The organism is Chloroflexota bacterium, from assembly GCA_013152435.1.
Classification (GTDB): Bacteria; Chloroflexota; Anaerolineae; order DUEN01; family DUEN01; genus DUEN01.
The window spans coordinates 1-25,563 of record JAADGJ010000081.1 but is presented as its reverse complement, the minus strand read 5'-3'; the positions used below and the strand labels follow the sequence as shown (position 1 = coordinate 25,563).

General features: G+C 64.7%; 23 protein-coding genes. 20 read left to right on the top strand and 3 right to left on the bottom strand.

Annotation, left to right across the window (positions count from 1 at the left end):
• Nucleotides 1-3 precede the first annotated feature (3 nt).
• Nucleotides 4-402, bottom strand: a complete 399-nt coding sequence (locus GXP39_12100) for a PPOX class F420-dependent oxidoreductase (GenBank protein NOZ28778.1) — start codon at nucleotides 400-402, stop codon at nucleotides 4-6.
• A 711-nt stretch (nucleotides 403-1,113) separates the two neighbouring features.
• Here GXP39_12100 and mraZ point away from each other — a divergent pair.
• The 20 genes from mraZ to GXP39_12000 all read left to right on the top strand — a co-directional run bounded on the left by mraZ (nucleotide 1,114) and on the right by GXP39_12000 (nucleotide 23,912).
• On the top strand, nucleotides 1,114-1,542 hold the full coding sequence (mraZ, locus tag GXP39_12095) for a division/cell wall cluster transcriptional repressor MraZ (GenBank protein ID NOZ28777.1): 429 nt from the start codon (nucleotides 1,114-1,116) through the stop codon (nucleotides 1,540-1,542).
• Between the two features lie 6 nt (nucleotides 1,543-1,548).
• Nucleotides 1,549-2,508 (top strand): 16S rRNA (cytosine(1402)-N(4))-methyltransferase RsmH, encoded by a 960-nt coding sequence (rsmH, locus tag GXP39_12090; GenBank protein ID NOZ28776.1) that lies wholly within the window; start codon nucleotides 1,549-1,551, stop codon nucleotides 2,506-2,508.
• Nucleotides 2,509-2,567: 59 nt separating this feature from the next.
• Complete coding sequence (locus tag GXP39_12085) at nucleotides 2,568-3,044, top strand: hypothetical protein (GenBank protein ID NOZ28775.1); 477 nt, start codon at nucleotides 2,568-2,570, stop codon at nucleotides 3,042-3,044.
• 9 nt (nucleotides 3,045-3,053) lie between these two features.
• Nucleotides 3,054-4,799: a penicillin-binding protein 2 gene (locus GXP39_12080; GenBank protein ID NOZ28774.1), complete on the top strand. Its 1,746-nt coding sequence runs from the start codon at nucleotides 3,054-3,056 to the stop codon at nucleotides 4,797-4,799.
• A gap of 13 nt (nucleotides 4,800-4,812) precedes the next feature.
• On the top strand, nucleotides 4,813-6,291 hold the full coding sequence (locus GXP39_12075) for a UDP-N-acetylmuramoyl-tripeptide--D-alanyl-D-alanine ligase (protein ID NOZ28773.1): 1,479 nt from the start codon (nucleotides 4,813-4,815) through the stop codon (nucleotides 6,289-6,291).
• The gene (locus tag GXP39_12070; protein ID NOZ28772.1) at nucleotides 6,291-7,295 is read left to right on the top strand and encodes a phospho-N-acetylmuramoyl-pentapeptide-transferase; all 1,005 of its coding nucleotides are present in this window, start codon (nucleotides 6,291-6,293) and stop codon (nucleotides 7,293-7,295) included. Before GXP39_12075 ends, GXP39_12070 begins: the two co-directional genes overlap by 1 nt.
• A 10-nt stretch (nucleotides 7,296-7,305) precedes the next feature.
• The gene (gene murD, locus GXP39_12065) at nucleotides 7,306-8,742 is read left to right on the top strand and encodes a UDP-N-acetylmuramoyl-L-alanine--D-glutamate ligase (protein NOZ28771.1); all 1,437 of its coding nucleotides are present in this window, start codon (nucleotides 7,306-7,308) and stop codon (nucleotides 8,740-8,742) included.
• 9 nt (nucleotides 8,743-8,751) lie between these two features.
• Nucleotides 8,752-9,996 carry a cell division protein FtsW gene (locus GXP39_12060; protein ID NOZ28770.1) on the top strand — a complete coding sequence of 415 codons (1,245 nt, stop codon included), beginning with the start codon at nucleotides 8,752-8,754 and terminating at the stop codon, nucleotides 9,994-9,996.
• Entirely contained in the window at nucleotides 9,863-11,005 is a 1,143-nt protein-coding gene (gene murG, locus GXP39_12055; protein NOZ28769.1) for an undecaprenyldiphospho-muramoylpentapeptide beta-N-acetylglucosaminyltransferase, read from the top strand. The genes GXP39_12060 and murG overlap by 134 nt, the downstream gene beginning before the upstream one ends.
• The gene (locus GXP39_12050; GenBank protein NOZ28768.1) at nucleotides 11,002-11,631 is read left to right on the top strand and encodes a hypothetical protein; all 630 of its coding nucleotides are present in this window, start codon (nucleotides 11,002-11,004) and stop codon (nucleotides 11,629-11,631) included. Before murG ends, GXP39_12050 begins: the two co-directional genes overlap by 4 nt.
• Before the next feature lie 13 nt (nucleotides 11,632-11,644).
• The gene (locus tag GXP39_12045; protein NOZ28767.1) at nucleotides 11,645-12,193 is read left to right on the top strand and encodes a hypothetical protein; all 549 of its coding nucleotides are present in this window, start codon (nucleotides 11,645-11,647) and stop codon (nucleotides 12,191-12,193) included.
• Nucleotides 12,190-13,653, top strand: a complete 1,464-nt coding sequence (locus GXP39_12040) for a UDP-N-acetylmuramate--L-alanine ligase (protein ID NOZ28766.1) — start codon at nucleotides 12,190-12,192, stop codon at nucleotides 13,651-13,653. Before GXP39_12045 ends, GXP39_12040 begins: the two co-directional genes overlap by 4 nt.
• Before the next feature lie 24 nt (nucleotides 13,654-13,677).
• Nucleotides 13,678-14,619 carry a UDP-N-acetylmuramate dehydrogenase gene (murB, locus tag GXP39_12035; protein NOZ28765.1) on the top strand — a complete coding sequence of 314 codons (942 nt, stop codon included), beginning with the start codon at nucleotides 13,678-13,680 and terminating at the stop codon, nucleotides 14,617-14,619.
• 53 nt (nucleotides 14,620-14,672) lie between these two features.
• Complete coding sequence (locus GXP39_12030) at nucleotides 14,673-15,767, top strand: D-alanine--D-alanine ligase (GenBank protein NOZ28764.1); 1,095 nt, start codon at nucleotides 14,673-14,675, stop codon at nucleotides 15,765-15,767.
• Nucleotides 15,768-15,805: 38 nt separating this feature from the next.
• Entirely contained in the window at nucleotides 15,806-16,612 is an 807-nt protein-coding gene (locus GXP39_12025) for an FtsQ-type POTRA domain-containing protein (GenBank protein NOZ28763.1), read from the top strand.
• Nucleotides 16,609-17,823 (top strand): cell division protein FtsA, encoded by a 1,215-nt coding sequence (gene ftsA, locus GXP39_12020; GenBank protein NOZ28762.1) that lies wholly within the window; start codon nucleotides 16,609-16,611, stop codon nucleotides 17,821-17,823. The genes GXP39_12025 and ftsA overlap by 4 nt, the downstream gene beginning before the upstream one ends.
• Nucleotides 17,824-18,037: 214 nt before the next feature.
• On the top strand, nucleotides 18,038-19,114 hold the full coding sequence (ftsZ, locus tag GXP39_12015) for a cell division protein FtsZ (protein NOZ28761.1): 1,077 nt from the start codon (nucleotides 18,038-18,040) through the stop codon (nucleotides 19,112-19,114).
• Nucleotides 19,115-19,414: 300 nt separating this feature from the next.
• Nucleotides 19,415-19,858: a transcriptional repressor NrdR gene (nrdR, locus tag GXP39_12010; GenBank protein ID NOZ28760.1), complete on the top strand. Its 444-nt coding sequence runs from the start codon at nucleotides 19,415-19,417 to the stop codon at nucleotides 19,856-19,858.
• A gap of 435 nt (nucleotides 19,859-20,293) precedes the next feature.
• Nucleotides 20,294-22,687, top strand: coding sequence for a vitamin B12-dependent ribonucleotide reductase (locus GXP39_12005; protein ID NOZ28759.1), 2,394 nt, complete (start codon nucleotides 20,294-20,296; stop codon nucleotides 22,685-22,687).
• Between the two features lie 145 nt (nucleotides 22,688-22,832).
• Nucleotides 22,833-23,912 carry a Gfo/Idh/MocA family oxidoreductase gene (locus GXP39_12000; GenBank protein ID NOZ28758.1) on the top strand — a complete coding sequence of 360 codons (1,080 nt, stop codon included), beginning with the start codon at nucleotides 22,833-22,835 and terminating at the stop codon, nucleotides 23,910-23,912.
• 86 nt (nucleotides 23,913-23,998) lie between these two features.
• Here the strand turns inward: GXP39_12000 and GXP39_11995 are convergent, their stop codons facing one another.
• Together GXP39_11995 and GXP39_11990 are read right to left on the bottom strand one after the other, a co-directional pair.
• A complete protein-coding gene (locus tag GXP39_11995) occupies nucleotides 23,999-24,430 on the bottom strand; it encodes an Hsp20/alpha crystallin family protein (GenBank protein NOZ28757.1) in 432 nt (143 codons plus the stop codon).
• A gap of 62 nt (nucleotides 24,431-24,492) precedes the next feature.
• Complete coding sequence (locus GXP39_11990; GenBank protein ID NOZ28756.1) at nucleotides 24,493-25,041, bottom strand: Hsp20/alpha crystallin family protein; 549 nt, start codon at nucleotides 25,039-25,041, stop codon at nucleotides 24,493-24,495.
• Nucleotides 25,042-25,563: the final 522 nt, after the last annotated feature.

Sequence of the window (25,563 nt, the reverse complement as noted above, 5' to 3'; positions counted from 1 at the left end):
GCGTTACCCCATGGTCGCCACGTGCTCGGGCAGGATCTTATAGATGACCCGCACCTCGCCCGGCTGGCGATGGGCGTAATCGGCGCCGGTGTACTTCCGGGACAGCAGGTCGATGTGCTCGTCCGCCCCCTCCTCGGTGATCTCCACCACCGGGCCCCGGATGGCGATGTAGCGATAGGGGTCGTCTGGGTCCTGGATGGACAGCGCCGCGTAGCGCACCCGGCGCAGGTTGCGGTCCTTCTGTCGGCCGCGGGCCGAGTTCACCCGCACGTGGGTACCGTCCCAATCGAACCATACCGGCGTCACCTGCGGCGTGCCGTCGGGCATCACCGTAGCCAGATGGGCGAACGCCCGCTTCTCCGTCAACAGGTCCATAAACGCGCTGGGGATCTGTGCGCTCATCGCCTCTCTCCCTTTCCTCTGTGGTTCCCTTCTCGATCGCTCATATTGGAATACACGACATGGGGCAGGGCATGCTCGCCTCTCTGGGATGGCTCGGAGGGGAAGCCCCTCCGGAAAAAGCCCTTCTTTTGCCCTCGACCTGCCTGGCCTCGGCCTGGGTCCTGCGGAAAGGGCCGAGAGAGGCAGGTACAGGCCAGAAAAGTGGGATTTTCGTGGAGGGGTCCTCCCCTCCACACCTCCCCCTGTGAAGCTGGTCGTTGAGGGAGACCCCTCAAAACATCTTGCCGGTAAATTTTCAGACACGCTCTTAGATAAAGCAACATATGAACCCTGGTCTTCAGGAAAGGGCGATCCAGTGGGTCGCCCCTACTTATCCGAAACGAATGACGCGGCCCGCATGTTTCTTTCACCACGCGAAGATCTATAAGTTGATGCGAATGGGGCGATTCATGCGGCGCCCCTGCCCCGGCAACACCCATGAGGGAGGCTATCAGCCTCTCTTCCTCTCCAAAACTCGAAAATCATCCAATAAATAGTACTACAGTACCCCGCGAAAAGACCTTAAAATTTCGGCTAGGGCGACACAAAACCCTTGCCGGGTCAACTAAATCATGTTATAATGCTGGTGGGACAAAGTGGTGCGGTATGGGAGGGTTGTTGCCCAAAGTGGAGGGCGCAACCCTCTCTGCTACTCGGGACACGGCAGAACAAATGTTTCTCGGACAGTACACCCACAACCTCGACGAGAAGGGCCGCCTGACCATCCCCGCCAAGTACCGCGAAGACCTGGCGGATGGGATGGTCGCCACCCGCGGCCACCAGGGTCAGATTGTCCTCTATCCTCTAACCGAGTGGCGTGCGCTGTCCGAGCGTATCGATGCGCTGCCGAAGCTGGACACACGAGCCAGTAATATCCGTCGCCTCCTGTACGCTTTTGCAGAAGATTTGAGTATGGACCGGCAGGGGCGGATCATCGTGCCGCCCCGCCTGCGGCAGTACGCCCACATCGACTCGGAGGTCATCATCGTCGGCTTGAACACGTACATCGAGCTGTGGGCGCCCGATGCGTGGCGTGAGATCGAGTCCCAGTTCGAGGACGGCTCCTTCTCCAGGGACTACTTCGCGGCGCTGGAAATCTGATCTGTGATGTCCGAAGACGCTGCCGAGACGGTCGATCATCAGCCGGTGATGCTGGCCGAGGTGCTCCAGGGGCTGGCCCTGCGCCCCGGGGACGACGCCATCGACGGAACCGTGGGGGGCGGGGGGCATGCGGCGGCTATTCTGCAGGCGATCGCCCCGAATGGACGCCTCCTGGGACTGGATGCGGACCCGACCGCCATCGACCGCTGTCGGCGGCGGTTCCAGGCCGAGCTTGCGGCCGGTCGTGTGGTGCTCGTGCATGCGAACTTCGCCCGGCTACACGAGGTCGCCCTGGCGCATGGCTTCACCGCCGTCGGAGGGATCCTGTTGGACCTGGGACTCTCCTCCTTTCAGTTGGCGGACGAGCGTCGTGGCTTCAGCTTCCGGGCTGCCGGCCCGCTGGATATGCGGTTCGACCCGACCCAGGATACATCGGCCGGCGATCTGGTCAACCGGCTGCCGGAGGAGGAGATCGCCGATTTGATCTATCGCTACGGCGAGGAGCGTCGGTCCCGCCGCATCGCCAGGGCCATCGTGCGGGCCCGCCCGATCCGGGACGCCGCCCACCTGGCGGAGGTGATCCAGGCCGCCGTCGGCGGTCGACGGGACCGCATCCATCCGGCGACGCGCACCTTTCAGGCGCTTCGGATCGCCGTGAACCGGGAGCTGGAGGCGCTCACGTCCGTGTTGCCGCAGGCGGTCAGCCTGCTTCGGCCGGGTGGAAGACTGGTCGTCATCTCCTTTCATTCGCTGGAAGATCGGATTGTCAAGCAGTTTTTTCGGCGGGAATCGCAAGACTGCATCTGTCCGCCGGACATACCGGAATGCGTCTGCGGCCATAAGGCCACGCTACGGGTCATCACCCGACGCCCGCAGCGGCCGAGCGCCGAGGAGGTGGCCCGGAACCCCAGGAGCCGCAGCGCCCGGTTGCGCGTCGCCGAGCGTTTGCCCGATTCGCCTGGGTGACCAAGGCGACTGCCGAGTGAGGCGAGCGGTTTCGATCGCAGGCCAGTAGGAGCAGAGCCATGTTACAGCGTGCAGCCAACTCGTTCCCAACAACGACCTGGTGGGCAGGGTCTCGCCGCCGTACGATCTCCGAGGACTTTTACTTTTTCATCCGATTCCTCGCTATCCTGGCCATCCTGTGTACGGCGATTGCCTTCTACGTCCAGTCCGCCAGCGAGATCAAGGCCACCCAAATGGAGATTCGCAATCTCCGGGAGGAGTACAACCGCATCCAGCGGGAAAACGCCGAGATCATCCGGCAGATAGGGATGTACACGGACGTAGACTACGTCGAAAGACGCGCCCGGGAGCTGGGATACCAGCCTCCTCAAAACCGGATGATCGTTCGTATGAACGTCACAGCGGACGCGCCTGAGGCCACCGTCCGGGCGGCGCCCACCCCCGCGGCTCCGGAACGGGCGCCGTGGTGGGAGGTGGCGCTGAATCGAATCACCGAGCGCTTGCATCCGACCGTGTACGCCCAGGCAAGACGCTGAGGGGCCTGCATGATCGTCGACGAATCGTCCTCGCGCGCCCAGGGCCGCGTCCTGGCCACCGCGATCGGCCTGGCCTTTTTGCTGTTCGTGCTCGTCCTTCAGCTCGTGCGCCTTCAGGTCCTGGAGCGCCACACGTTGTTGGAGGCGGCGCGTCAAGGCAACTCCGCTTCCGCGGCCGTCGTCCGCCGGGCCCGTGGCAACATCGTCGATCAGGCCGGCCGTCTCCTGGCCACCGACATCTTTCTATGGGAGGTGGACGTGTCGCCTGGCCTGATCTCGGACGAGGAGGCGCTGGCCCAGACGCTCTCTCCGCTTATCGGGCTGACATCGGAGGAGATCCTGGAGCGGATCCGGTCCGCTCCCTCGGATGCCCCCTATGTCGTGCTCGCCAAAGGGATCGAAGAACCCCAAGGCGAGAAGATCGCCGACCGCAAGCGCGCGGCGGAGGATAGCAAGCGCGAAGAGGAACGGAGTCTCTGGTTGCCCGTGAGCGTCACTCCTTACCCGAGGCGCTATTATCCCCAGGGCAGTCTGGCCGTTCATGCGCTGGGGTTCGTGAATATCGACGGCCTGGCGTTCTTCGGTGTAGAGGGATTTTACCAGGAATTCCTCACCGGCGCCAGCGTCATGCGCAGCGGAAAGGTCGATGATGTGTCCCTCCCGGCGGACTTCTCGCTGTACATCCCGTCGGCGGTGGGGCGTGATCTGGTCCTGACGCTGGATGTGGGCGTTCAGCACCTGGTGGAGAAGGAGCTCCGCCGGGCGGTGGAGTACTACGGCGCTCAGGCTGGCACGATCATCGTCATGAATCCCAAGACGGGCGAAGTGCTGGCCATGGCCAATGAACCGGCGTTTGATCCCAACCGTTATAGTGAGAGCGAGGACCAGCAGCAGATTAACCGGGCCATCAGCTGGCCGTACGAGCCGGGCTCCGTCGTAAAGGTGATCACCCTGGCCGCCGGCCTCGATTCCGGGAAGATCTCCCCGGATCAGACCTTCCAGGACGAGGGCGTCCTCCGGGTTGGGGATCGAGAGATCCACAACTCCGATTATCGCGCTCATGGGACCGTCACGCTGACGGATATCCTGGCGCTATCCCTGAACGTTGGGGCCGCGAAGATCAGCATGGAGATGGGCGCGGAGACGTTTTACGACTACATCAAGCGGTTTGGCTTTGGGCGGGTGACCGAGATCGATCTGGCGGGTGAGGTGTCGGGCCTCATCAAGACGCCGGACAGCTCCATGTGGAGCCCGTCGGATCTGGTGACCAACGCCTACGGGCAGGGCATGACGGTCACGCCCATCCAGCTGATCACCGCCGTTTCGGCCATCGCCAATGACGGGGTGGCCATGCACCCCCGTGTGGTGCGCATGGTCGTCGATCATGGGCGGGTGATCCCCACCCACCCGCGTCCTTACCAACGGGCCATCTCCGTGGAGACCGCCCGATATATGAGACAGCTCATGGCCGAGGCCACGGCCCGTGGAATTGACGCGAACCTGGTCCCGGGGTATAAGGTAGCTGGTAAGACGGGCACAGCCCAGATCCCTACCTCGACAGGCTACAGTGATGACGAGGTCATCACCACATACGTGGCCTTCCTGCCCGCGGACGACCCACAGATCATCATCCTCGTCACGTTGGACCGCCCCACGCGTTCCATGTGGGCGAGCCAGGTAGCTGTGCCCGTGTTCCAGAACATCGCGAATCGGCTGGTCCGTATGTTGCACATACCGCCGGACCATACCCCATAGGGTGAGGGGCGATGTGAGCCAGCTCACTTTAGCAGATGTTTGGACGGCGCTCTGTCAGCGACCCGCTCCCAGGGCGCTCAACGCCAAGATCGTCTCGGACGTCGTGATCGACTCCCGCCTGGCCCAGGCGGGCAGTCTGTTCGTCGCGCTGCGCGGCGAGCGCGCCGATGGGCACGACTTCGTGCGCGATGCGCTGGCGGCGGGCGCCATCGGCGCCATCGTGCAGCGCGTGCCGGAGGGATTGGAGCGCCTGGCGAGCGTCGTGGACACCCAGGCGGGCGGGTGGCAGCATCGATGGCAGCACCGGATCAAGAAGTCGGCCAACTCCCAGGCGGTGCTGTTCCTCGTCCCGGATAGCCTGGCTGGGCTCCAGCAGCTGGCGGCTGCGTGGCGATCCCGGTTTTCGCCGCGGGTGATCGGCGTTACCGGCAGCGTGGGCAAGACCTCCACCAAGGAGCTCATCGCCCGCGTGCTCAAACGGCGCTATCGCGTGCTCAAGAGCGCGGGCAACTACAACAACGAGATCGGCCTTCCGCTAACACTGCTGTCGCTGAAGCCCGAACACGAGCGCGTCGTTCTGGAGATGGGCATGTACGCCGTGGGGGAGATCGCCCAGCTATGCGCCATCAGCTGCCCCCACGTCGGCGTGGTCACCAACGTGGGGCCCAGCCATCTGGAGCGGCTGGGGACCATCGATCGCGTCGCCCAGGCCAAGGCGGAGCTCGTGCAGGCGCTGCCGGTGGCGCCCGAGGGCGTGGCCGTGCTCAATCATGATGATCCATGGGTGCGCGCCATGGCGGATCAGACCCGGGCGAGGGTCTTCTTTTACGGCCTGACGCCGGAGTGCGATCTGTGGGCGGACGAGATCGAGAGCGCCGGGTTGCAGGGCATCCGGTTCCGATTCCATCACGGCGACGAGATCTTGCATGTGAAGGTGCCGCTGTTGGGGCGGCACAGCGTGCACACCGCCCTGCGCGCCGCGGCTGTCGGCCTGGTTGAGGGCATGGGCTGGGACGAGATCATCGCGGGGCTGCAGGATGTGTCCGGCCAGCTCCGGCTGGTGGTGGTGCCGGGGCTGCGGGGGGCCACGATCATCGACGACACGTACAATGCCAGCCCGGCCTCCACCATCGCGGCGCTCAACCTGCTGGCCGATCTGACGCCGGAGGATCGCGGGCGACGCATCGCCGTGCTGGGAGACATGTTGGAGCTGGGCAGCTATGAGCGGGAGGGGCACATCATCGTCGGCCGGCGGGCGGCCGATGTGGTCCAAAAGCTGATCACGGTAGGCCCCCGGGCCCGCCTGATCGGGCAGGAGGCGATCGCTTCCGGCCTCTCCCTATCCGACGTGGTGATCGTTGCGAGTAATGAGGAGGCGCTGGCGACATTGCGTGGGCTGATCCGCCGAGGGGACATCATCCTGGTCAAGGGCTCGCGTGCGCAGCAGATGGAGCAGATCGTGAACGCGCTCAGCCGACGGGGTAACGGTTGATGGCCTATTCGCTGACCCTGGGGACGATCTCTTTCTTTCTCGCCGTGATCTGGGGGCGGCCGCTCATCAACCTGCTACAGCGATACGGCATCGGCAAGCAGATTCGCATCGAGGGCCCGAGCAGTCATCAGGTCAAGACCGGGACGCCGACCACCGGCGGATTGATGATCGTGATCCCCGTCGTGCTCATCACCGGCGCTTTGAACGTGGCGAACCTGTTGGGGTTCAACTACATCGGGCAGTCTACGCTGCTCCTGATGGGGTGCATGGTGATGTTCGGGCTGCTGGGGTTCATTGACGATCTGGAGGGGGTGCGCGGCCGAAGGGCCCGGGGAGAGGGGCTGATGGCTCGATCCAAGGCCTGGTGGCAGGTCGTGTTCGCCACGGTCATCGCCCTGGTGCTCTACTTCGGGCCGCCGGAGCTGGATTATGTGGGCATCCCCACCGTGCGGGAGTTCGTGCATGTGGGCCCGCTCATCCTCCCCATCTCGGTGTTCATCATCGTCGGCACCTCCAACGCGATCAACCTGAGCGATGGGCTCGATGCGCTGGCGGGGAGCGTATCGGCCATCGCCTTCGTAGCTTATGGCGTCATCGCGTATCTTCAGGGGCAGGCGTGGTTGGTCGCCTTCACCTTCACGGTCGTGGGGGCTTTGCTGGCCTTTCTGTGGTACAACGCGCATCCGGCGGAGCTTTTCATGGGCGACACGGGCTCGCTGGCCCTGGGGGCCACGCTGGCCGTCGTGGCGCTGATGACCGGTCAGTGGCTGTTGCTGCCCGTTATCGCCTTTATCCCGGTGGCCGAGGCGATGTCGGTGATCCTGCAGGTGGCCTATTTCAAGTACACGAAGCATCGCTATGGCGAGGGACGTCGCCTGTTCAAGATGGCGCCGCTCCATCATCACTTCGAGTTGCTCGGCTGGTCGGAGACCCAGGTAGTGCAGCGGTTTTGGCTGGTCTCTATTCTGTGTGCCATGTTGGGGATCGCCTTGGCGCTGCTATGAGGCAGTGCATATGGGGAAGGCCGTGACGACCTGGGCAGGGAAATCGGTGGTCATCCTGGGGTTGGCCCGCCAGGGTATGGCGCTGGCTCGCTTTTTCGTCGCGCAGGGCGCCCGGGTGACCGTCAGCGACAGGCTGCCCGTCTCCGAACTGCGAGAGGCGATGGCGGCCCTGGAGGGTTTGCCGGTCCGGTATGCGTTGGGCGGGCATCCGGAGCAACTGCTGGATGACTGCGATCTGCTCTGCCTGAGCGGCGGGGTCCCCACCGATCTGCCCATCGTCCGGGCCGCCCGGGCGCGCGGCATCCCGCTGAGCAACGATACCCAGCTCACCCTGGAGCGATCGCCGGCCCCGGTGATCGGGATCACCGGATCGGCGGGGAAGACGACCACCACCGCGCTGGTGGGGGAGATCCTGAGGGCCGCGGGGATCACCGCCCACGTGGGGGGCAACATCGGCCTGCCGCTGATCGACCGGCTGGAGGATGTCGCCGCCACGGATTGGCTGGTGTTGGAGCTGTCCAGTTTCCAGCTGGAGTTGTGCACGCGCAGCCCCCACATCGCGGCCGTGTTAAACGTCACGCCGAATCATCTGGATCGCCATCCGTCCATGAGCCACTACACGGCCGCCAAGGCCCATATCTTGCGATGGCAGGGATCGGGGGATGTGGCCGTTCTCGCCGCGGACGACGCCGTGACCGGCCCCTGGTGGCGGACCGGGCGGGTGGAGATCCCGGCCGGCCGCGGCCAGCCGGCCGTCGAGTTCCCGCTGGCCGCGCGCCGCGTGGGGTTCAGCGCCCGTCGGGAGGTGCCCGAGGGGGCTTTCGTGCGCGATGGCCGGGTGATCCTGCGGCGGGAGGGGAATGAGGAGCCGGTGTTGCCGCTAGCGGATATCCGGCTGCGCGGCGAACACAATGTGTGGAACGTGTTGGCCGCGTGCGCCATCGCCGGGGCCGTTGGGGTGCCTGTGGCGGCCATGGCGGAGGCGGTGCGGGCCTTTCGAGGGGTCGAGCACCGCCTGGAGGTGGTGCGGGAGTGGAACGGCGTGCTCTGGGTCAACGATTCCATTGCGACGGCGCCGGAGCGCGCCATCGCGGCGTTGCGTTCGTTCGAGCAGCCTTTGGTGCTTCTGGCTGGAGGACGGGATAAGAAACTGCCCTGGGATGTGTTCGCTCGGGAGGTGCGGCGACGCGTGCGTCATCTCATCTGCTTCGGCGAGGCCGGTCCCATGATCGCGGACGTGGTCCGGCGTGAGGCGGAGGGGATGGCGAACGGTCGGCTGGAGGGGGTCTCCATCTGCGAGGATCTGGCTTCGGCGGTGCGTGCGGCGGCCCGCACGGCGCGGCCGGGTGAGGTGGTCCTGCTCGCGCCGGGCGGGACCAGCTTCGACGCCTATCGAGATTTCGCCGAGCGGGGTGAGCACTTTCGTCATCTCGTTCGGGCGCTGTGAGGGTGCTCTATGCGTGGAGAAAGCGACACCCTGCATCGGGTTGACCTCTTCCTCCTGGCGATCATCGTCAGCCTGTTGGCGTTCGGAGTGATCTCCGTGTATAGCGCCAGCTACGCGGCGTCGCAGGAGAGGTGGGGAGAACCGACGCGTCTCCTCATCCGGCAGATCCGGTGGGCGTTATTGGGGGTCATGGCCATGGGGGTCGTCGCGGCCATCGACTACACCGTGTGGCGCCAGTTCGCGATCCCGATTATGATCGTGGCGCTCATCCTGTTGGTGCTGGTCTTGATCATGCCCACCGAGCGCTTCGGCGCCCGTCGGGCCCTCTTCAACGGCAGCGTCCAGCCGAGCGAGCTGGCCAAGCTCGCCGTAGTGATCTACATCGCCGCCTGGCTGGCCAGTCGGGAGAAGACGTTGCGGGATATCCGTCTGGGTTTGATCCCCTTCTCCGTGTTGTTGGGGATCATCACGATGTTGATCGTGTCGGAGCCGGATTTCAGCACCTCGATTTTGGTGGTTGCCACGGCCATGACCATGTTCTTCATCGCCGGCGCCGATTTGAAGCAGGTGGGGATCGCGGTGGTCGTGTTGGGATTGACCTTTGCCTTGCTGATCAGTCAGTCCGAGCACGCGCTCGCCCGTGTGCAGCAGCACATCGAGTTCTTGCGGGATCCCACGAAAGGCGGCAGCGACCATGTCCGCCTGGCCGTCCTGCTGCTGGCACAGGGGGGGATCGTGGGGGATGGGCCGGGGGCCACTCAGCTGGATCCGAGCGTGTATCTCCCCCTCGGGTGGAGCGATGCGATCCTGGCCGTGGTGGGGCGCGATGCGGGGTTGATCGGCACGTTGTTGGTCGTGGGGCTGTTCGCCGGGCTGATGTATCGGGGGTTTCGCATCGCGCTGCATGCGGACGATAACTTCGGCACGTTGTTGGCTTCCGGGGTCACCTTCTGGCTGGTGTTCCAGGCGATCATCAACATCGGCGTGGTGACGGCGGTGATCCCGTTCACCGGCATGCCGTTGCCGTTCATCAGCTACGGCGGCTCTTCGATGGTCGCGGCGATGACGGGGATCGGATTGCTATTGAGCGTGTCCCGTGGCACGCATCGGAGGGAAGAGGATCTTGCGCGTGTTGCTTTCGGGCGGGGGGACTGGCGGCCACGTGTATCCAGGTCTGGCCGTCGCTCGCGCACTGGTGGAAGCCGAAGGAGGCAGGGGAGTCAACCCCGCAAGCCCCGCGTCCGGACGCCATAGCGTCCTGTATGTGGGCAGCCCCAATGGTGTGGAGAAGGGGCTGGTGCAGCGGGCGGGCCTGCCCTTTGCCGCGGTGGAGAGCGGCCAGCTGCGCGGGCGGGCGCCCTGGGCCATGGCTGCCAGCGTCTGGCGCATCCAGCGAGGGGTGCGCCAGGCGGCGCGTTTGATGCGCGAGTTTCGCCCGGACGTGGTGTTCATCACCGGCGCCTATGTGGCCGTGCCCGTTGCCATCGCCGCGCGCCAGGCGGGGGTTCCCTTGTTGATCTATTTACCGGACCTGGTGCCGGGGCTGGCCGTGCGCTGGCTCAGCCGCCTGGCGCAGCACGTTGCCGTCACTTTCGAGCCCACCGCGGGGTACTTCCCCGACAAGGCGGTGGTGACGGGATATCCCGTACGGGCGGAGCTGGTGGCGGCCGCCGCCGACCGGGCTGGCGCCAGACGGCGGCTCGGCCTGAGGGAGGATATGCCCGTCCTGTTGGTGATGGGGGGGAGCCACGGGGCCCGCAGCATCAATCGGGCGGTATGTGCGGGGCTGATGGCGCTTTTGGAGCGGGCGCAGGTGATCCATGTCGCCGGCCGTTTGGACTGGCCCTGGGTGGAGCGTGAGGGGGAGGCCCTGCCTCCTGAGCTGCGTCGCAGGTATCATCCCTTTCCCTATCTCCATGAGGAGCTGGCCGACGCTCTGGCGGCCGCGGACCTGTTGGTGAACCGGGCCGGCGCGTCGAACCTGGGCGAATTGCCGGTGATGGGATTGCCCGCGGTGCTGGTGCCGTATCCCCATGCCGGACGTCATCAGCATGCCAATGCCGAGTTCCTGGTTCGGCATGGAGCGGCCCGGTTGGTGGAGGACGAGGCGCTCCCGCACCAGTTGGTGCCGACGGTGTTATCCCTGCTGGAAGATGAGGTTACACGGGGGCGCATGGCAGAGGCCGCCCGGGCGTTGGCGTGCCCGAATGCGGCGCAGCGGATCGTCCGCCTGATGGCGGACATGTCGAGGGACGGATCGTGAGCAACACGGGAGCCACCATCGCCCTGGGAGCGATCCTGCTGGTCTTCGGCTGGATCGGCTTCAAGCGCGGCCTTCGGGCTGAGATCAGCACGTTGATGCTGATCATCAGCTCTCGCGTGCTGATCAGCCGGTGGGGCGATCAGATCGTGTGGTGGACCAACAACTTGTACCGGGGGGCCTTGTTCGTCCTGAAGGGGGGGCTGAGCGCCCAGGATCCGGGACAGGTTTTCGTCGCGATCCGCCAGGCGCCTCCTTTGATCTCGGCGGATTTCAAGCCGACCTATCTTGTGGGCCTCTCCGTGCTCGCCATCATCCTGGCTTATGCGATCAGCCGCCTGCCGTTGTTCCGGACGGGATCGTCCCTTCTGGGGGCGCTGGTGGGGATGATCAACGGATATGTCGTGGTTCAGTTCTTCCTGCGCCTGTTGCCCCGGGAGCTGCCGGAGCCGCTCGCCCTGGTGGCCGGGCGTTCCTCCGTCACCGGGGGCGACCAGATCCGGGCCGCCACGGCCCCGATACGGGGGCTCGTGGGCGAGTACGGCAGCTATCTCGCTCTGGCTGTGATCGGTGGGATCCTATTCCTGGTGGTGAACTCCATCCGACCCGAGAAGGGGGGTGGGTCGTGATAAGGACACACGTATGAGCCCGATCGAAGTTTTGTGGATCACCTTGACCATCGTCTTCGGCTTCATCGGGGCGGCCCGGGGATATCCACGGGAGCTGGGCGTGACCACGGTGATGCTGGTCGCCATCCTGATCCTGCAGGAGTTCGGGACCCCCCTCATCAAGATCCTGGACGAGCAGGTGGGGCCGGTCCTGGGGATTCGCATCCTGCAGCAGCCGGAGGGCGATCTCGCTCAGTTCTTCATCTACACGGGGCTCTTCCTGTTCGTCGTCTTCGCATCCTATGCGGGGGAGACGTTGACGTTCAAGGGGAAGCCGACCAAGGGGCGCATCGGCGTGCTCATCAGCATCGCCAATGGGCTGGTCAACGGCTATCTGATCAATGGGACGTTGTGGTATTTCCTGGACCGCTATGATTATCCGCTTCAGCGGTGGAACCTGTTCCAGCCACCGTTGACGCCGTTGGCGCAAGAGATGGTGAAATATCTCCCCCAGCGTGTGTTGGACTCCACCACGCTTATCGGCCTGATCGGGATCTTGATGTTTTTGAGGATTCGAAGATGAAGGACAGAATGGCGATTCCGTTGGCTTCCGCCGATGTGGCCCGACAGGTTCTCGCCCGCTGGGGTGCGCATATCCACCTCATCGGCATCGGCGGGGCCGGTTTGTCGGCCATCGCGACGGTGCTGCTGGAGCGGGGCTATCGCGTCTCCGGCAGCGATCTACACAAGACGTCGATCACAGCAGGACTGGCGGCCGCGGGAGCGGCCGTTCGCATTGGGCATAGGGCCGGACAGGAGCGAGGGGCTGATCTGGTTTTGATCTCCTCCGCCGTGCCGCCGGAGAACCCGGAGCTGCAGTCCGCCCTGAAGGCGGGCATCCCGGTGGTGAAGCGGGCGCAGTTCCTGCCCGCCCTCATGCACGGTCGCGTCGGCGTCGCCATCGCTGGCACGCACGGCAAAACGACCACCACCGCCATGACCGCGATCACGCTGTGGGCCGCGGGGCTGGATCCGGATTTCATCATCGGGGGGACGATCCCCGGGCTGGAGCGCAGCGCCCGGGCCGGCAGTGGGGGCATCTTCGTCATCGAGGCGGACGAATACGACCGGATGTTCCTGGGGCTGAGCCCGCAGGTCATCGTCATCACGAACGTGGAATGGGATCACGTGGATTGCTATCCCTCACCTCAGGACCTCGTGCAGGCCTTTCGGGCGTTCGTGGAGCGGCTGCCGGAGGATGGGCTGCTGGTGGCGTGTGCGGAGGACCCGACGGCGCGGGAGCTGGCGGCGGAGCGGGCGCGCGCCGGACGCCCCGTGGCGACCTACGGGTTCCGCCCGGATGCCCACTGGCGGGCCGACGGCTTGGCGGTCAACGACCGGGGAGGCGTGAGCTGCCGGGTGTGGCGTGATGGGGAGGAGGTCGCCGAGCTTCGCCTGCGAATCCCCGGGAATCACAACGTGCTCAACGCGCTGGCCGCCCTGGCCGTGGCCGATCGCTTCGGGATTCATCCAAAAAATGCTGCTTCAAACCTTAATAATTTTGCAGGAGTGCGCCGTCGGTTCGAGTTCAAGGGGATGGCCCATGGTATAATAATCATCGACGATTACGCCCATCATCCCAGCGAGGTGCGAACCACTCTCGCTGCCGCCCGACAACGATACCCCGATCGGGCGATCTGGGCCGTGTTTCAACCCCATACGTATAGCCGCACACGGGCGCTTCTGGAGGCGTTCGCGGATTGCTTCGCAGAGGCGGACCACGTCCTGGTAACGGACATCTATGCGGCACGTGAGCGAGATACGCTGGGGGTGCACTCCTCCCAGTTGGCGGAGATGGCCGGCCGCAGGCACCCGGATGTCCGTTACGTCGGTGGGCTGGACGATGCGGTTGCGATCCTGGTAGCGGAGTTGCGGCCTGGTGATGTCCTGTTGACGCTAGGGGCGGGTGACGGATACCAGGTGGGCGAGCGTGTGCTGGCCGCCCTGCAACGGTTAACCTCTCCCAATGTACCCACATCCTAAAGAGGTCGTTCAGGGGGTTGGGCCATGAGTGTGGCGGTCGCATCGAAGCTTGCAGCGTTGCAGCGGGCTCTGGAGTCTGCGGGATTGCAGCCGCAGCGGGATGTGCCTCTGCGTCTGCACACCTCCTTCCGCATTGGCGGGCCTGCCGACCTCATGGTGGTGGCCCACACGGCCGATGATCTGGCGCACGCGGTGAGCGCGGCCGAGCGGGTCGGCGTGCCATGGTGGATCCTGGGAGGGGGGAGCAATATCCTGGTCAGCGACGCGGGCGTGCGGGGGCTTACCATCCTCAATCGCTGCCAGCGCATCGAGGTACAGGCGGGGTACCGCATCCGGGCCGAGTCCGGCGTCCTCCTGGCGGGGCTGGCGCGAAAGGCCGTGCAGGCGGGGCTGGCGGGCCTGGAGTGGGCCGTCAGCGTGCCCGGGACGGTGGGCGGAGCGGTGGTTGGGAACGCTGGCGCTCATGGTGGCTGCATCGCGGATCGATTGCTTTCGGCTGACATCCTCCACCCATCCGGTGAGCGCATCACCTATCCCTCCTCGGAGCTTGGGCTCACCTACCGCAGTAGCCGCCTCAAGACCGGAGATCTGCCCGGCGTCGTCCTCAGCGCGACCTTCCAGCTGGAACCGGAGGCGACGGAGACGCTCAGGACGCGAGCGGACACCTATCTGGCCTATCGACGGCGCACCCAGCCGACCGAGGCCAGCATCGGCAGCATCTTTCGCAATCCGCCGGGTGATTATGCGGGGCGCCTGATCGAGGCGGCCGGGCTGAAGGGGGCCCGAGAGGGACAGGCTCAGGTCTCCCTGGTACATGCCAACTTCATCGTGAACCTGGGGGAGGCTACCGCGGACGACGTTTTACGGCTGATCCGACGGGTGCAGCGGGTGGTACGAGGACAGTTCGGCATTCAGCTGCAGCCGGAGGTCCTGTTCGTGGGGGAGTGGGAGCCGGCTCCCGCCTAGACGATAGGCGGCGAGACGGTTGAAGATAACGACGGATCGGGATCGGACGAGAGATGAAGAAACTACGGGTAGGTGTGCTTTTCGGCGGCCGTTCGGGCGAGCATGAGGTCAGCCTGGCGTCCGCGCGCTCGGTGATGAACGCGATGGACCCGGATCGCTATGAGATCGTGCCCATTGGCATTACCCGCTCCGGTTATTGGATCACGTCGGAGTGGTCCCTGGAGATGCTCAAGGCGGCGGTGGGCAGCGAGATCAGCGCTGCCGAGGTGGAGGCCCGGCTGGAGGCGTACGGGAATCCGCTCCCGGACGTCGCCGCGTTGGCCGATCTGGATGTGATCTTCCCGGTGCTGCACGGCCCCTATGGGGAGGATGGCACCATACAGGGGTTGCTGGAACTGATCGATGTGCCTTACGTCGGGTGTAGCGTGGTGGGCTCGGCGGTGGGCATGGATAAGGCGATGATGAAGGCCATTTTCGCCGCGCATGGACTGCCCCAGGTGCGCTATCGCGTCGTGCTGCGGCGACGTTGGGAGACGGCGCCAGAGCAGGTGGTCGACGAGCTCGAGGCGGCGTTGGCCTATCCGATGTTCGTGAAGCCGGCCAACCTGGGATCGAGCGTTGGGATCACCAAGGCGCATGATCGAGATGAGTTGGCCGCCGGGTTGCAGGAGGCCGCCCGGTATGACCGCAAGCTCATCGTGGAGGAGGGCGTGGATCGCGCCCGGGAGATCGAATGCAGCGTGCTGGGCAACGATGCTCCGGAGGCGTCGCTGCCGGGCGAGGTGGTGCCCAGCCGGGAGTTCTATGATTACGCGGCCAAGTATTTGGACAACGCCTCCGAGCTGCTGATCCCGGCGCCCCTCTCCAAGGAGCAGACGCGTCTGATCCAGGAGCTGGCCGTGGCGGCCTTTCAAGCGCTGGACGGCGCGGGGATGGCCCGCGTGGACTTCCTGCTCTCTCGGGAGGACGGCCGCATCTACGTGAATGAGGTGAACACGATCCCCGGGTTCACGAGCATCAGCATGTATCCCAAGCTGTGGGAGGCCAGCGGCCTGGCCTATCCTAAGCTGATCGATCGGCTCATCGATCTGGCGTTGGAGCGGCATGCGGATCGCTCGCGGTGTGAGAGCGTGGCGGCCGTGGTTTGAGTGGCTTTGGGGAGGGGTATGGGCCCTCGTGAAGATATATGAGCAAAAGACGACGTCGCCGCCGATCTTCGATGGTGCTTATCCGTCCCATTGGGGGTAGACCTCGGGGCCGGCTGACCAGCACGCTGGCGCGGCGGTTGGGAATTCGGCGCCTGATCGTGGAGAGTCGGCGTGCCGGGCGGGTGGTGAGCCTGCTCCTGTTCGTCGGCCTGGTCGCGGCCCTGGTCGGGTGTTTTTCGAACTATTCGTTCTTCGTATACGGCGCGGAGGTGTACGGGAATCGGCTTCTATCGGATGCTGTGCTGTATGAGGCCAGCGGGATTGATGGGTACAGCATCTTTTGGATCGAGCCGGAGGCCGTGGAGGCGTCGCTTGAGGCTTTGCCCTATGTGGAAGACGCCAGGGTGCGTTGTTGGCTGCCCAACCGGGTGGAGATCTACGTCACGGAGCGGGAGCCCATCCTCTTGTGGCGTGCTCGGGGAGAGGTCCTCTGGGTGGGGGAGGATGGGGGGACCATGCAGCCGACCATCGATCTCCCCGGCCTGATCCAGGTGGAGGACGAACAGGGGGATGCTGCGGGGCCTGAGGGTGGGATGAACCCGGACATCGTCTTGGGGATACAACGCATCCACCAGCTTTTGCCCGAAGTGGACCTGTTCTATTACAATCGCACCCATGGCTTGCAATTCGTCACCCCCAATGGGGTTCAGGTCTACCTGGGCGATGGGCAGGATATGGCGTATAAGGTCCGGGTATTCGAGGCCATCAAGCAGCAGGTCGAAAAAGAAGGCCGCATGGTGCGCGTAATCGATATCCGTTATCCGAACAACCCATTCGTGCGATGACGGAACTGATCGCTGGCTTGGATGTCGGTACAACCAAGATCTGCGCCGTGATCGGCGAGGTCGACGACGAGGATCGGGTGCATATCCTCGGCGTAGGCGAGGTGCGATCGCGGGGGATGCGCCGGGGCGTTGTGGTGAACATCGCCGAGGCTACGGCAGCCATCGGTGAGGCGATCGAGGAGGCCGAGCGAGCGGCCCAGATGCCCATGCAGAGTGCCTACGTGGGCATCTCGGGGGCGCATATCGCTGCCACACCCAGCCGCGGCGTGGTCGCCGTGGGACGCGGGCGTGGGATCACCGTCGACGATGTGGAGCGGGCGCTGGAGGCTGCCCGTTCCATCGCGATCCCGCACAATCGGGAGATCATCCATACGATCGCCCGCTCCTTCACGGTGGACGACCAGGAGGGGGTGCACGATCCGATCGGCATGATCGCCTATCGGCTGGAGGTGGACGCTCAGGTCATCACCGGCGCCTCCTCGTCCGTTCAGAACCTGATTCGCTGTGTACAGGCGCACGGCGTGGAGATCGATGACCTGGTGCTGCAGCCGCTGGCCTCCGGGCAGGCGGTGTTGACCAACGCCGAGCAGGAGATGGGGGTCGCCCTGGCCGATATCGGCGGCGGGACCACGGATATCGCCATCTTCCTGGAGGGGGCCCTCTGGCACACCGTGGTGCTGGATGTGGGGGGCAACCACATGACTCAGGATGTGGCCGTCGGGTTGCGGACCCCGTTTGAGACCGCCGAGGAGCTGAAGGTCCGTTACGGGAACGTGCTGCCGGATCGGGTCGCCGCCGATGAGGAGCTTACGGCGGCGCTGTTCGGCGACAACGGCGCTCAGTCGGTATCCCGGCGCTTTCTGGCGCAGATCCTGCAAGCTCGGGCGGAGGAGATCCTGGAGCTGATCCTGCGGGAGGTGAAGCGGTCGGGGTACGATGGCCTCCTCCCCGCCGGCGTGGTGCTGACGGGGGGGGCCGCGCAGACGATGGGCCTGCGCGACCTCAGCCGGGACGTGCTGCAACTGCCCGTGCGCATCGGTGTTCCGAACGGGTTCGGCGGGGCGCAGCTGGCCAACCCGGCCTACGCCACGGCCGTGGGCCTGATCATCTGGGGGCTGAGGCAGCGGCGGACCCGCCCGTTCCGCCGGACCGCCACATCGCCGCTGTTGGATCGCATCATCACCTGGTTGCGCACGTTGCTGCCCGGGTGATCCGGACGGACGATCCGTCGTTGTACCTGGAGCTGATATCATCGGCTTCGCGAGGTGATTTGGGGCTCATCTTCCAAGGGCAAGCGGTTCGTGGGGCACGGCGCTTTGTGCTCCCACCGCCACACATTTCACGGATGAGCCGATCTCAACGACTATGAAGCAAGGGAAGAGACAGGGATAATCCTGCGCGATGCCCATGGAAAGGAGCGAGGAGATGGCTCGGAGAGCGGACACAACCCACGTGGAAAACCCGGCTCAGATCAAAGTCATCGGAGTAGGTGGCGGTGGTTCCAATGCCGTGAATCGCATGATTGAAGAGGGGATCCAGGGCGTGGAATTCATCGCCGTGAACACGGATGCCCAAGCGTTGATGTTGTCCAACGCGCCCCAACGGATGCGCATCGGGGATAAGCTCACCAAGGGGCTGGGCGCCGGTGGAGATCCCGAGATCGGCCAGCGGGCCGCCGAGGAATCCGCCGAGGAGATCAAGGCCCTGCTCAAGGGGGCCGACATGGTCTTTGTGACCTGCGGCCTGGGCGGGGGCACCGGCACCGGAGCCGCCCCGGTGATCGCGCAGATATCCAAGGACCTGGGAGCCTTGACCATCGGGGTCGTCACCCGGCCCTTCACCTTTGAGGGCAGCCGCCGGCGTCAGGTCGCCGAGATGGGATTGGAGATGCTGCAGCAGGCGGTGGACACCCTTATCGCCATCCCCAATGACCGGCTCCTGCAGATCGTAGACAAGAAGGCGTCCATCCAGACCGCTTTCCGGGTAGCGGACGATGTGCTACGCCAAGGTATCCAGGGGATCTCCGAGCTGATCACGGTGCCCGGCCTCATCAACCTGGACTTCGCCGACGTGCGTGCGATCATGAATGAGGGCGGGGCCGCTTTGATGGCGATTGGTCGGGCTCAGGGCGAGGGGCGGGCTCAGGAGGCCGCCCAGCAGGCCATCAGCAGCGCGCTGCTGGACGTGACCATCGACGGCGCTCGCGGCATCCTGTTCAACGTCACCGGCGGCAACGACCTGAGCCTGTTCGAGGTGAACGAGGCGGCCGAGATCATTCGCGCCACCGCCGACCCCGAGGCCAACATCATCTTCGGCGCCGTCGTCGATCCCGATATGCAGGACGAGATCCGCATCACCGTAATCGCCACCGGCTTCGAAGCCATCGCCGAGCAACGCCAACCCCGTCGCGGTGACGGCAAGACGATCGACTTCCCGGTCCGCACGTTTGATCGGGACGATCTGGACGTGCCTGCCTTCCTACGCCGAGCTCGCAGCCAGTGAGATCACCCCCGGAGGCTCACCGATCGGTGGGTCTCCGGGGCGAGAAAAACCATATCTCCAGCCCGACGGTAAATCTTAAAATTCGAGCGTGAACGCGTTCTGGCGGCCGTTGTGCTCAGAACATGTGATATACTGGTCCTGCTGATGACCCTACATCTCGTACCCCTCTCCTGATGGGGTACTATATGCAGGAATTCCGGCATATATTCTTTTCTTTTCACCAGATTGCTGGAAGCCATGGTCCAGCCAGCATGTATCGATCGGCCACGTAGGGATTTCTTTCTAGCCTGAGGACGTCACATGCGATGTCCACACTGCAGCGGGACTGAAACACGGGTCATAGATACTCGCGCTACGGGCGATAGCATCCGTCGGCGGCGTGAGTGCCAGCAGTGCGGCCAGCGGTTCACCACGTATGAGCATCTTGCGCCGACGCTGAGCATCGTGAAGCGAGATGGGCGGCGGGAGTCGTGGGATCGCCAGAAGGTGCTCAATGGGATTCGCATCGCCTGTACCAAGCGACCGGTCGCCATGGCCGACATCGAGGGGCTCGTCGATCAGGTGGAGGAGTATGTGCTCAGCCTGGGGCGTGCTGAGATCCCCAGCCAGGTGGTGGGCGAGAAGATCCTGGAGGGGCTGAAGCTGCTCGACCCTGTGGCCTACATCCGTTTCGCCTCCGTTTATCTGGATCTGCCCGATCTGCATGCCCTTCGAGCGGAGATCGATCGCCTGTTGGAGGGGTGACGTCTGCGGGCTCCCCAGACCCCGTCATCCCGACGGGGATCGTCCACACCCACATCCATCGTGGGATGCCCACGTAGTGAGCGTTGGAAGTCCGTTGGGTCATCAGGACGGCCGAGATCAACTTTCCTGAAGTCGGTTTAAAGACCAGGTTCGGCGCAGCCGTGTGCTCAACCCCCGGACGCAGTGAGCGCATGGCGCCGGGCCACATCGGGTGGGGCTTTCGCCTCCGGGCGACAGGCTGCAAGATCACATGAGATCGGGACGTGGCGGAGCGCGCCCACGGGCCCGGATCTCCATCACTCCAAGAGACGAGACGTATCCGAAGTGGTCCCTCGGCATCGCAACAGGTCGAGGGCCATCTTCTCGGGAGGAGAAGCTGCAATGAGCATTGCCGATCACATCCATATAGCCCACGAATTTGCAGAGCGTCCGGCCATGGAAGGTCAGTGGAGTGAAGCGGCGTTGCGCGTCTTGCGGGAACGCTATCTGCTTCGGAACGAAGCCGGCGAGGTCATCGAGGCGCCCGAGGACATGTGCTGGCGCGTGGCTGTGGCCATCGCGCAGGGGGAGGCCAACCATGGGGCGGACGAGGCCACCGTGCGCATGTGGGCGGAGCGATTCTATGGGCTCATGGTGGAACGGAAGTTCATGCCCAATTCCCCCACGCTGATGAACGCGGGCAAGGGGAATAACCTGCAATATTCGGCCTGCTACGTGCTCCCCGTCGGCGATTCGATGGTGGAGATCTTCGATGCCATCAAGAACGCCGCGTTGATCCATCAATCCGGCGGCGGCACAGGCTTCGCCTTCAGCCGACTGCGCCCCGCTGGCAGCCTGGTCCGCTCGTCGGGGGGCAAGGCCAGCGGCCCCGTCAGCTTCCTGCGGGCGTTCAATGCCGCCACGGAGGCCGTGAAGCAGGGGGGCACCCGCCGGGGGGCCAATATGGGGATCCTGCGGGTGGATCATCCGGATATCGAGGAGTTCATCACCTGTAAGCTGGACGGCAGCATCACCAACTTCAATATCTCGGTGGCGGCTACGGATGCCTTCATGTGCGCCGTCATGGAGGATACGGAGTACGAGCTTTTGGCGCAGCCGGGGTGGCCGAACCAGGAGGGCGGTTCCTATCAGGGCGGCGAGGTGATCGGCCGCAAGCGCGCCCGGGACGTCTTCCAGAAGATCGTGGAGGCCGCCTGGCGCACCGGGGACCCCGGCATGATCTTCATCGATCGCGTGAACGCCTCCCCGGCGAACCCCACGCCCGCGTTGGGAGAGATCGAGGCCACCAACCCGTGCGGGGAGCAGCCCCTGCTGCCCAACGAGGCGTGCAATCTGGGCTCGATCAACCTGCTTCGGTTTGTCAGGCGCGGGGAGGCGGCCGAGTCCCACCACAACGGTCATCGCCCCAAGCGCCATCCCGGCATCGACTGGGACGGCCTGGAGCAGGCCGTGCGGCTCTCCGTGCGCTTCCTGGACGATGTGATCGAGGTGAACCCCTATCCGCTGCCCGAGGTCGCCGAGGCGGTCAGGGGCAACCGGCGGATCGGCCTGGGCGTCATGGGGTGGGCGGATGTGCTCTTCTCGCTGGGCATCCCCTATGATAGCGAGGAGGCGCTGGAGCTGGCCCACCAGGTGATGGGGTTCATCAACGAGGTGGGGCATGATGAGTCGGCGCGATTGGCGGAGGAGCGCGGCCCCTTCCCCAACTGGTCGCAGTCGATCTACGCGGACGATCGGCCGCTGCGCAACGCCACGGTGACCACCATTGCCCCCACGGGTACGATCAGCATCATCGCCGGCGCGTCCTCCGGGATCGAGCCGATCTTCGCTTTGGCTTTCTCACACATCGTGGGGGACCGCCACCTCACTTTCATCAATCCCGTGTTCGAGCAGATCGCACGCGAGAGCGGCTTCTACTCTGAGGAGCTGATGCGGAAGGTGGCGGAGACCGGCACCCTGCATGACGTTGAGGGCATTCCTGAGGATCTCAAGCGGGTGTTCGTCACCGCCCATGAGATCGCTCCGGAGTGGCATGTGCGCATGCAGGCCGCGTTCCAGGCCCACACGGACAACGCGGTGAGCAAGACCATCAATCTTCCCAACAGTGCCACCGTGGAGGACGTGGCGGAGGCCTACCTGCTGGCCTATCGGGAGGGTTGCTTGGGGATCACGGTGTTCCGCGATGGCTGCAAGGGGGTGCAGGTGCTGCATGCGGGCACCAAGAACACCGGGAAGGGGGCCGTGGAGGATGAGCGGAAGGCGAAGGCGGCGCTCGCCCAGGCCCCTGAGATGACCGGCAAGCCCTCTTCGGATGGCTATTATCAGAAGAAGCCCCGGCCCCGGGTGTTACACGGCAGCACGTATCGGCGGGTGACCCCTCTGGGCACCGCCTACGTCACCGTGAACGACAATGGCGGCGGGCAGCCCTTTGAGGTGTTCCTGAACGTCGGCAAGGCGGGATCGGACGTGGCCGCCGTGTCCGAGGCGCTGGGCCGTCTGATCTCCCTGATCCTGCGCCTGCCCTCGTCCCTCTCCCCGCGTGAGCGCCTGGAGGAGGTGGTGGAGCAGCTCGCGGGGATCGGCGGCGGGCGGCCGTTGGGCTTCGGCCCCAATCAGGTGCGGTCGCTGCCCGACGCCATCGCGCAGATCCTGGCTGAGCACCTGGACGAGGCCCCGCATCGGGAGCCCGCCAAGGTAGACGTCGCGCAGCTCTCCCTGCCCCTGAACCAGCCGGTGGGTGGGGACCTGTGCCCGGAGTGTGGGCAGGCCACCTTTGTGTACGAGGAAGGGTGCAAGCGGTGTCTGTCTTGCGGGTTTAGTGAGTGCTGATCCCATAGGGTGTGCTCCGATTGGAAGGGCCGGCGCGAGGGCGCGTCGGCCTTTTTTGTTATGGGCTGCTCGTGGGGCTTGACATGCTCGTCCCTCCCTCCGATAATGGCGCTGGTCTACATCTCTACGGGCAAAGGAGTGAGGTATGATCGGCGTAGGAATCATCGGCACGGGGGGAATCGCACACGCGCATGCGCGAGCGTACATGCAGCTGGCGGACCAGGGCGTGCGCGTGGTCGCCGTGTGCGACGTGGATCAGGAGCGGGTCCAGCAGTTCGCCTCGGACCTGGGGGCGGAGCCCTATTCTGACTATCACGAGCTCCTGGCTCGTGAGGACGTTCGCATCGTCAGCATTTGCACCCCCTCCTTCACCCATTTCTCCATCAGCGCCGATGCGCTTCGGGCGGGTAAGGCGGTCCTGTGTGAGAAGCCGCTGGTCGGCTCTCTGCGGGAACTGGATCGCCTGGCCGAGCTGGAGGCCGCCCATGGAGGACCCCTGAATTGCGTGTTCCAGTACCGCTATGGCCGCATGTTCCATGGGCTTCGCATCTTGATGGAGGATGGGCTGACGGGGGCGTTGATCTCGGCGGATGTCGCCGTGCTATGGCATCGGGATGATGCGTATTATGCCGTCCCGTGGCGTGGGAAGTGGGCGACGGAGCTGGGCGGCGCGTTGACCACGCTGGCCATCCACAGCATCGACGCCCTGCTGGCGCTGGCAGGGCAGGTGGATCGTTTGGCCGCGGAGGTAGCCACCTTGGGGCACGATATCGAGGTGGAGGATACGGCCAGCGTCACCCTTCGCTTCACCAGCGGGGCGCTGGGAGCGATCCACGTCACCTCCTGTAACCATCGCAATATGAGCCAATGCCGATTCATCTTCGAGCGCTGCACGGCCACCTCCCATCAGCGTCCCTACGATCCCTTCGGCCTGCCCTGGACGCTCGAGTCGGCGGATCCCGCGCAGGAGTCCGCGATCCGGGAGGCGCTGGGGAAACTGGATCTGGAGGCCAGGCGGGAGGGGCACGAGGCGCAGATCGCCGACTTCGTGGCCTGTGTGCGGGAGGGACGTCGCCCGCCCGTCTCCGTTGAGGCCATTCGCCATACCCATGAGGTGCTGACGGCCATCTATAAGTCGGCGACGACGGGCGAGCGGGTTGTGCTGCCCATTTCTCCCGATGACCCTTACTATGATGGGGTGCCCGCGATACGGGTGGCCCGATAGGCGGCGGACGGATCGGGAAAACGAAAAGCCCTCGTGCCATGGTCGGGACGAGGGCTTTTTCTTCCCTCCGAATGGGTCTCAGGACATCACGCCGTGCGCACCTGGATGGTACGTCGCTTCAGCTGCTCCGCCTTGGGCAACGTCAGCGTGAGCACACCGTTCCGGAAGACGGCATCGATTTTATCCGCCTGGACGGGGATGTTCAGCGTCAGCGTGCGGGTCATCTTGCCGTGAGGGCGCTCCAGCGCCACCACCCGGCCGGGCGGATCCGGCTTCGGTACCTCCGCCGTGATGGTCAGGGTGTCCCCCTCCAGGGTGATCTCCACCTGATCCGGCTCCGCTCCGGGCAGGTTGGCCTTGATGACCAGCGCGTCATCCGTTACCCACGCGTCGATGGGGATCTGCATGGTGCGCTCACGGCGTCGCTCCTGCAGGCGAGGATCGATGAAGCTCTGCTCCAATAGCTCGTTGATGGCGTCACGTAACGACAGGACGTCGGCAGGGAAGGTGTTATCCATGGGTCGCCTCCTTATCGTGGTTCACCGATCGGGGCCGAATGACCCGGCCCCGATCGATCCGGTTATCGCTCGTGCACCTTGATCTCGCGCTCCCGCTTGCCGATCTTGGGGAGCTTGATCTTCGGCAGGATGCGGCTGACTTTGATCTTGTTCACCAGCCGCTTGCCCGTGCGGGCCTTCGGGAGCGTGATCGTCAGGATCCCATCGCTCAGCTCGGCCTTGGCCTTGTCCGCCTTGACCTCGGTCGGCAGGCGCACGCTGCGCTGCCACAGGCCGTAGCGCCGCTCCCGGATGTGCCAGCCGAACTCGTGGCGCTCATCCTCGGCCTTGCTCTCGGCCCGGATGGTCAGGATGCCATCGCGCTCCTCGATGTCGATGTCGTCCTCGTGGACACCGGGCAACGCTGCCTTCACGACGATGGCATCATCGGTCTCGTACATGTCCACCGGCAGGTTGTCGCCCCATCGCCAGAGACCTGCTTGGGTGGGCCACATCGGCCAGTCGAACAGGCTGCCGCGCACGGGCACGAACGCCTCCTCAAACAGGCGGTCCATCGCCTCTCGCATGGTCATCAGGTCCCGATACGGATCCCACCTCATGATGTTGGTCATGTCCATCACCTCCTTCTCTCACCTCAGCCCAATGCGATCCTGTCCACGCTTCGCTCGTCTGTTCCTCCCTTATTTATTTTCGTGATCGTGTATAAGTAAATCATAAGACGAGCATATGTCATGCGTTAGAGAGTGCCTGGGAAATGCCGTTATCCCTGCTCTGGGGAGGCCCCGGAGGGGCTCCGCTCCTCCGGAAAAGCCCTTCTTCCGTCTTCGAGCTATCCGGCCTCGACCCGGGTCCTTCGGGAAGGGCCGAGAAAGGCAGGTGCAGGCCGGAAAAGTGGGGTTTCCGTGGAGGGGATCTCCCCTCCACACCTCCCCCGTGGAGCTAGTAACTGAGGAGGTCCCTCAGACATCTTACCGGTAAATTTCCAGACACGCTCTTATGAAATAGCGGGGTTCTGTAGGGGCGGCCCACCGGGCCGCCCTATTGGCATCAAGTTAAGCGATACGGAAACGTGGCCCCGCACCTCCCCTTTCAGGTGCGGCCGCCCGTGGAAGGAAAAAGCGACAGGCAGGGGC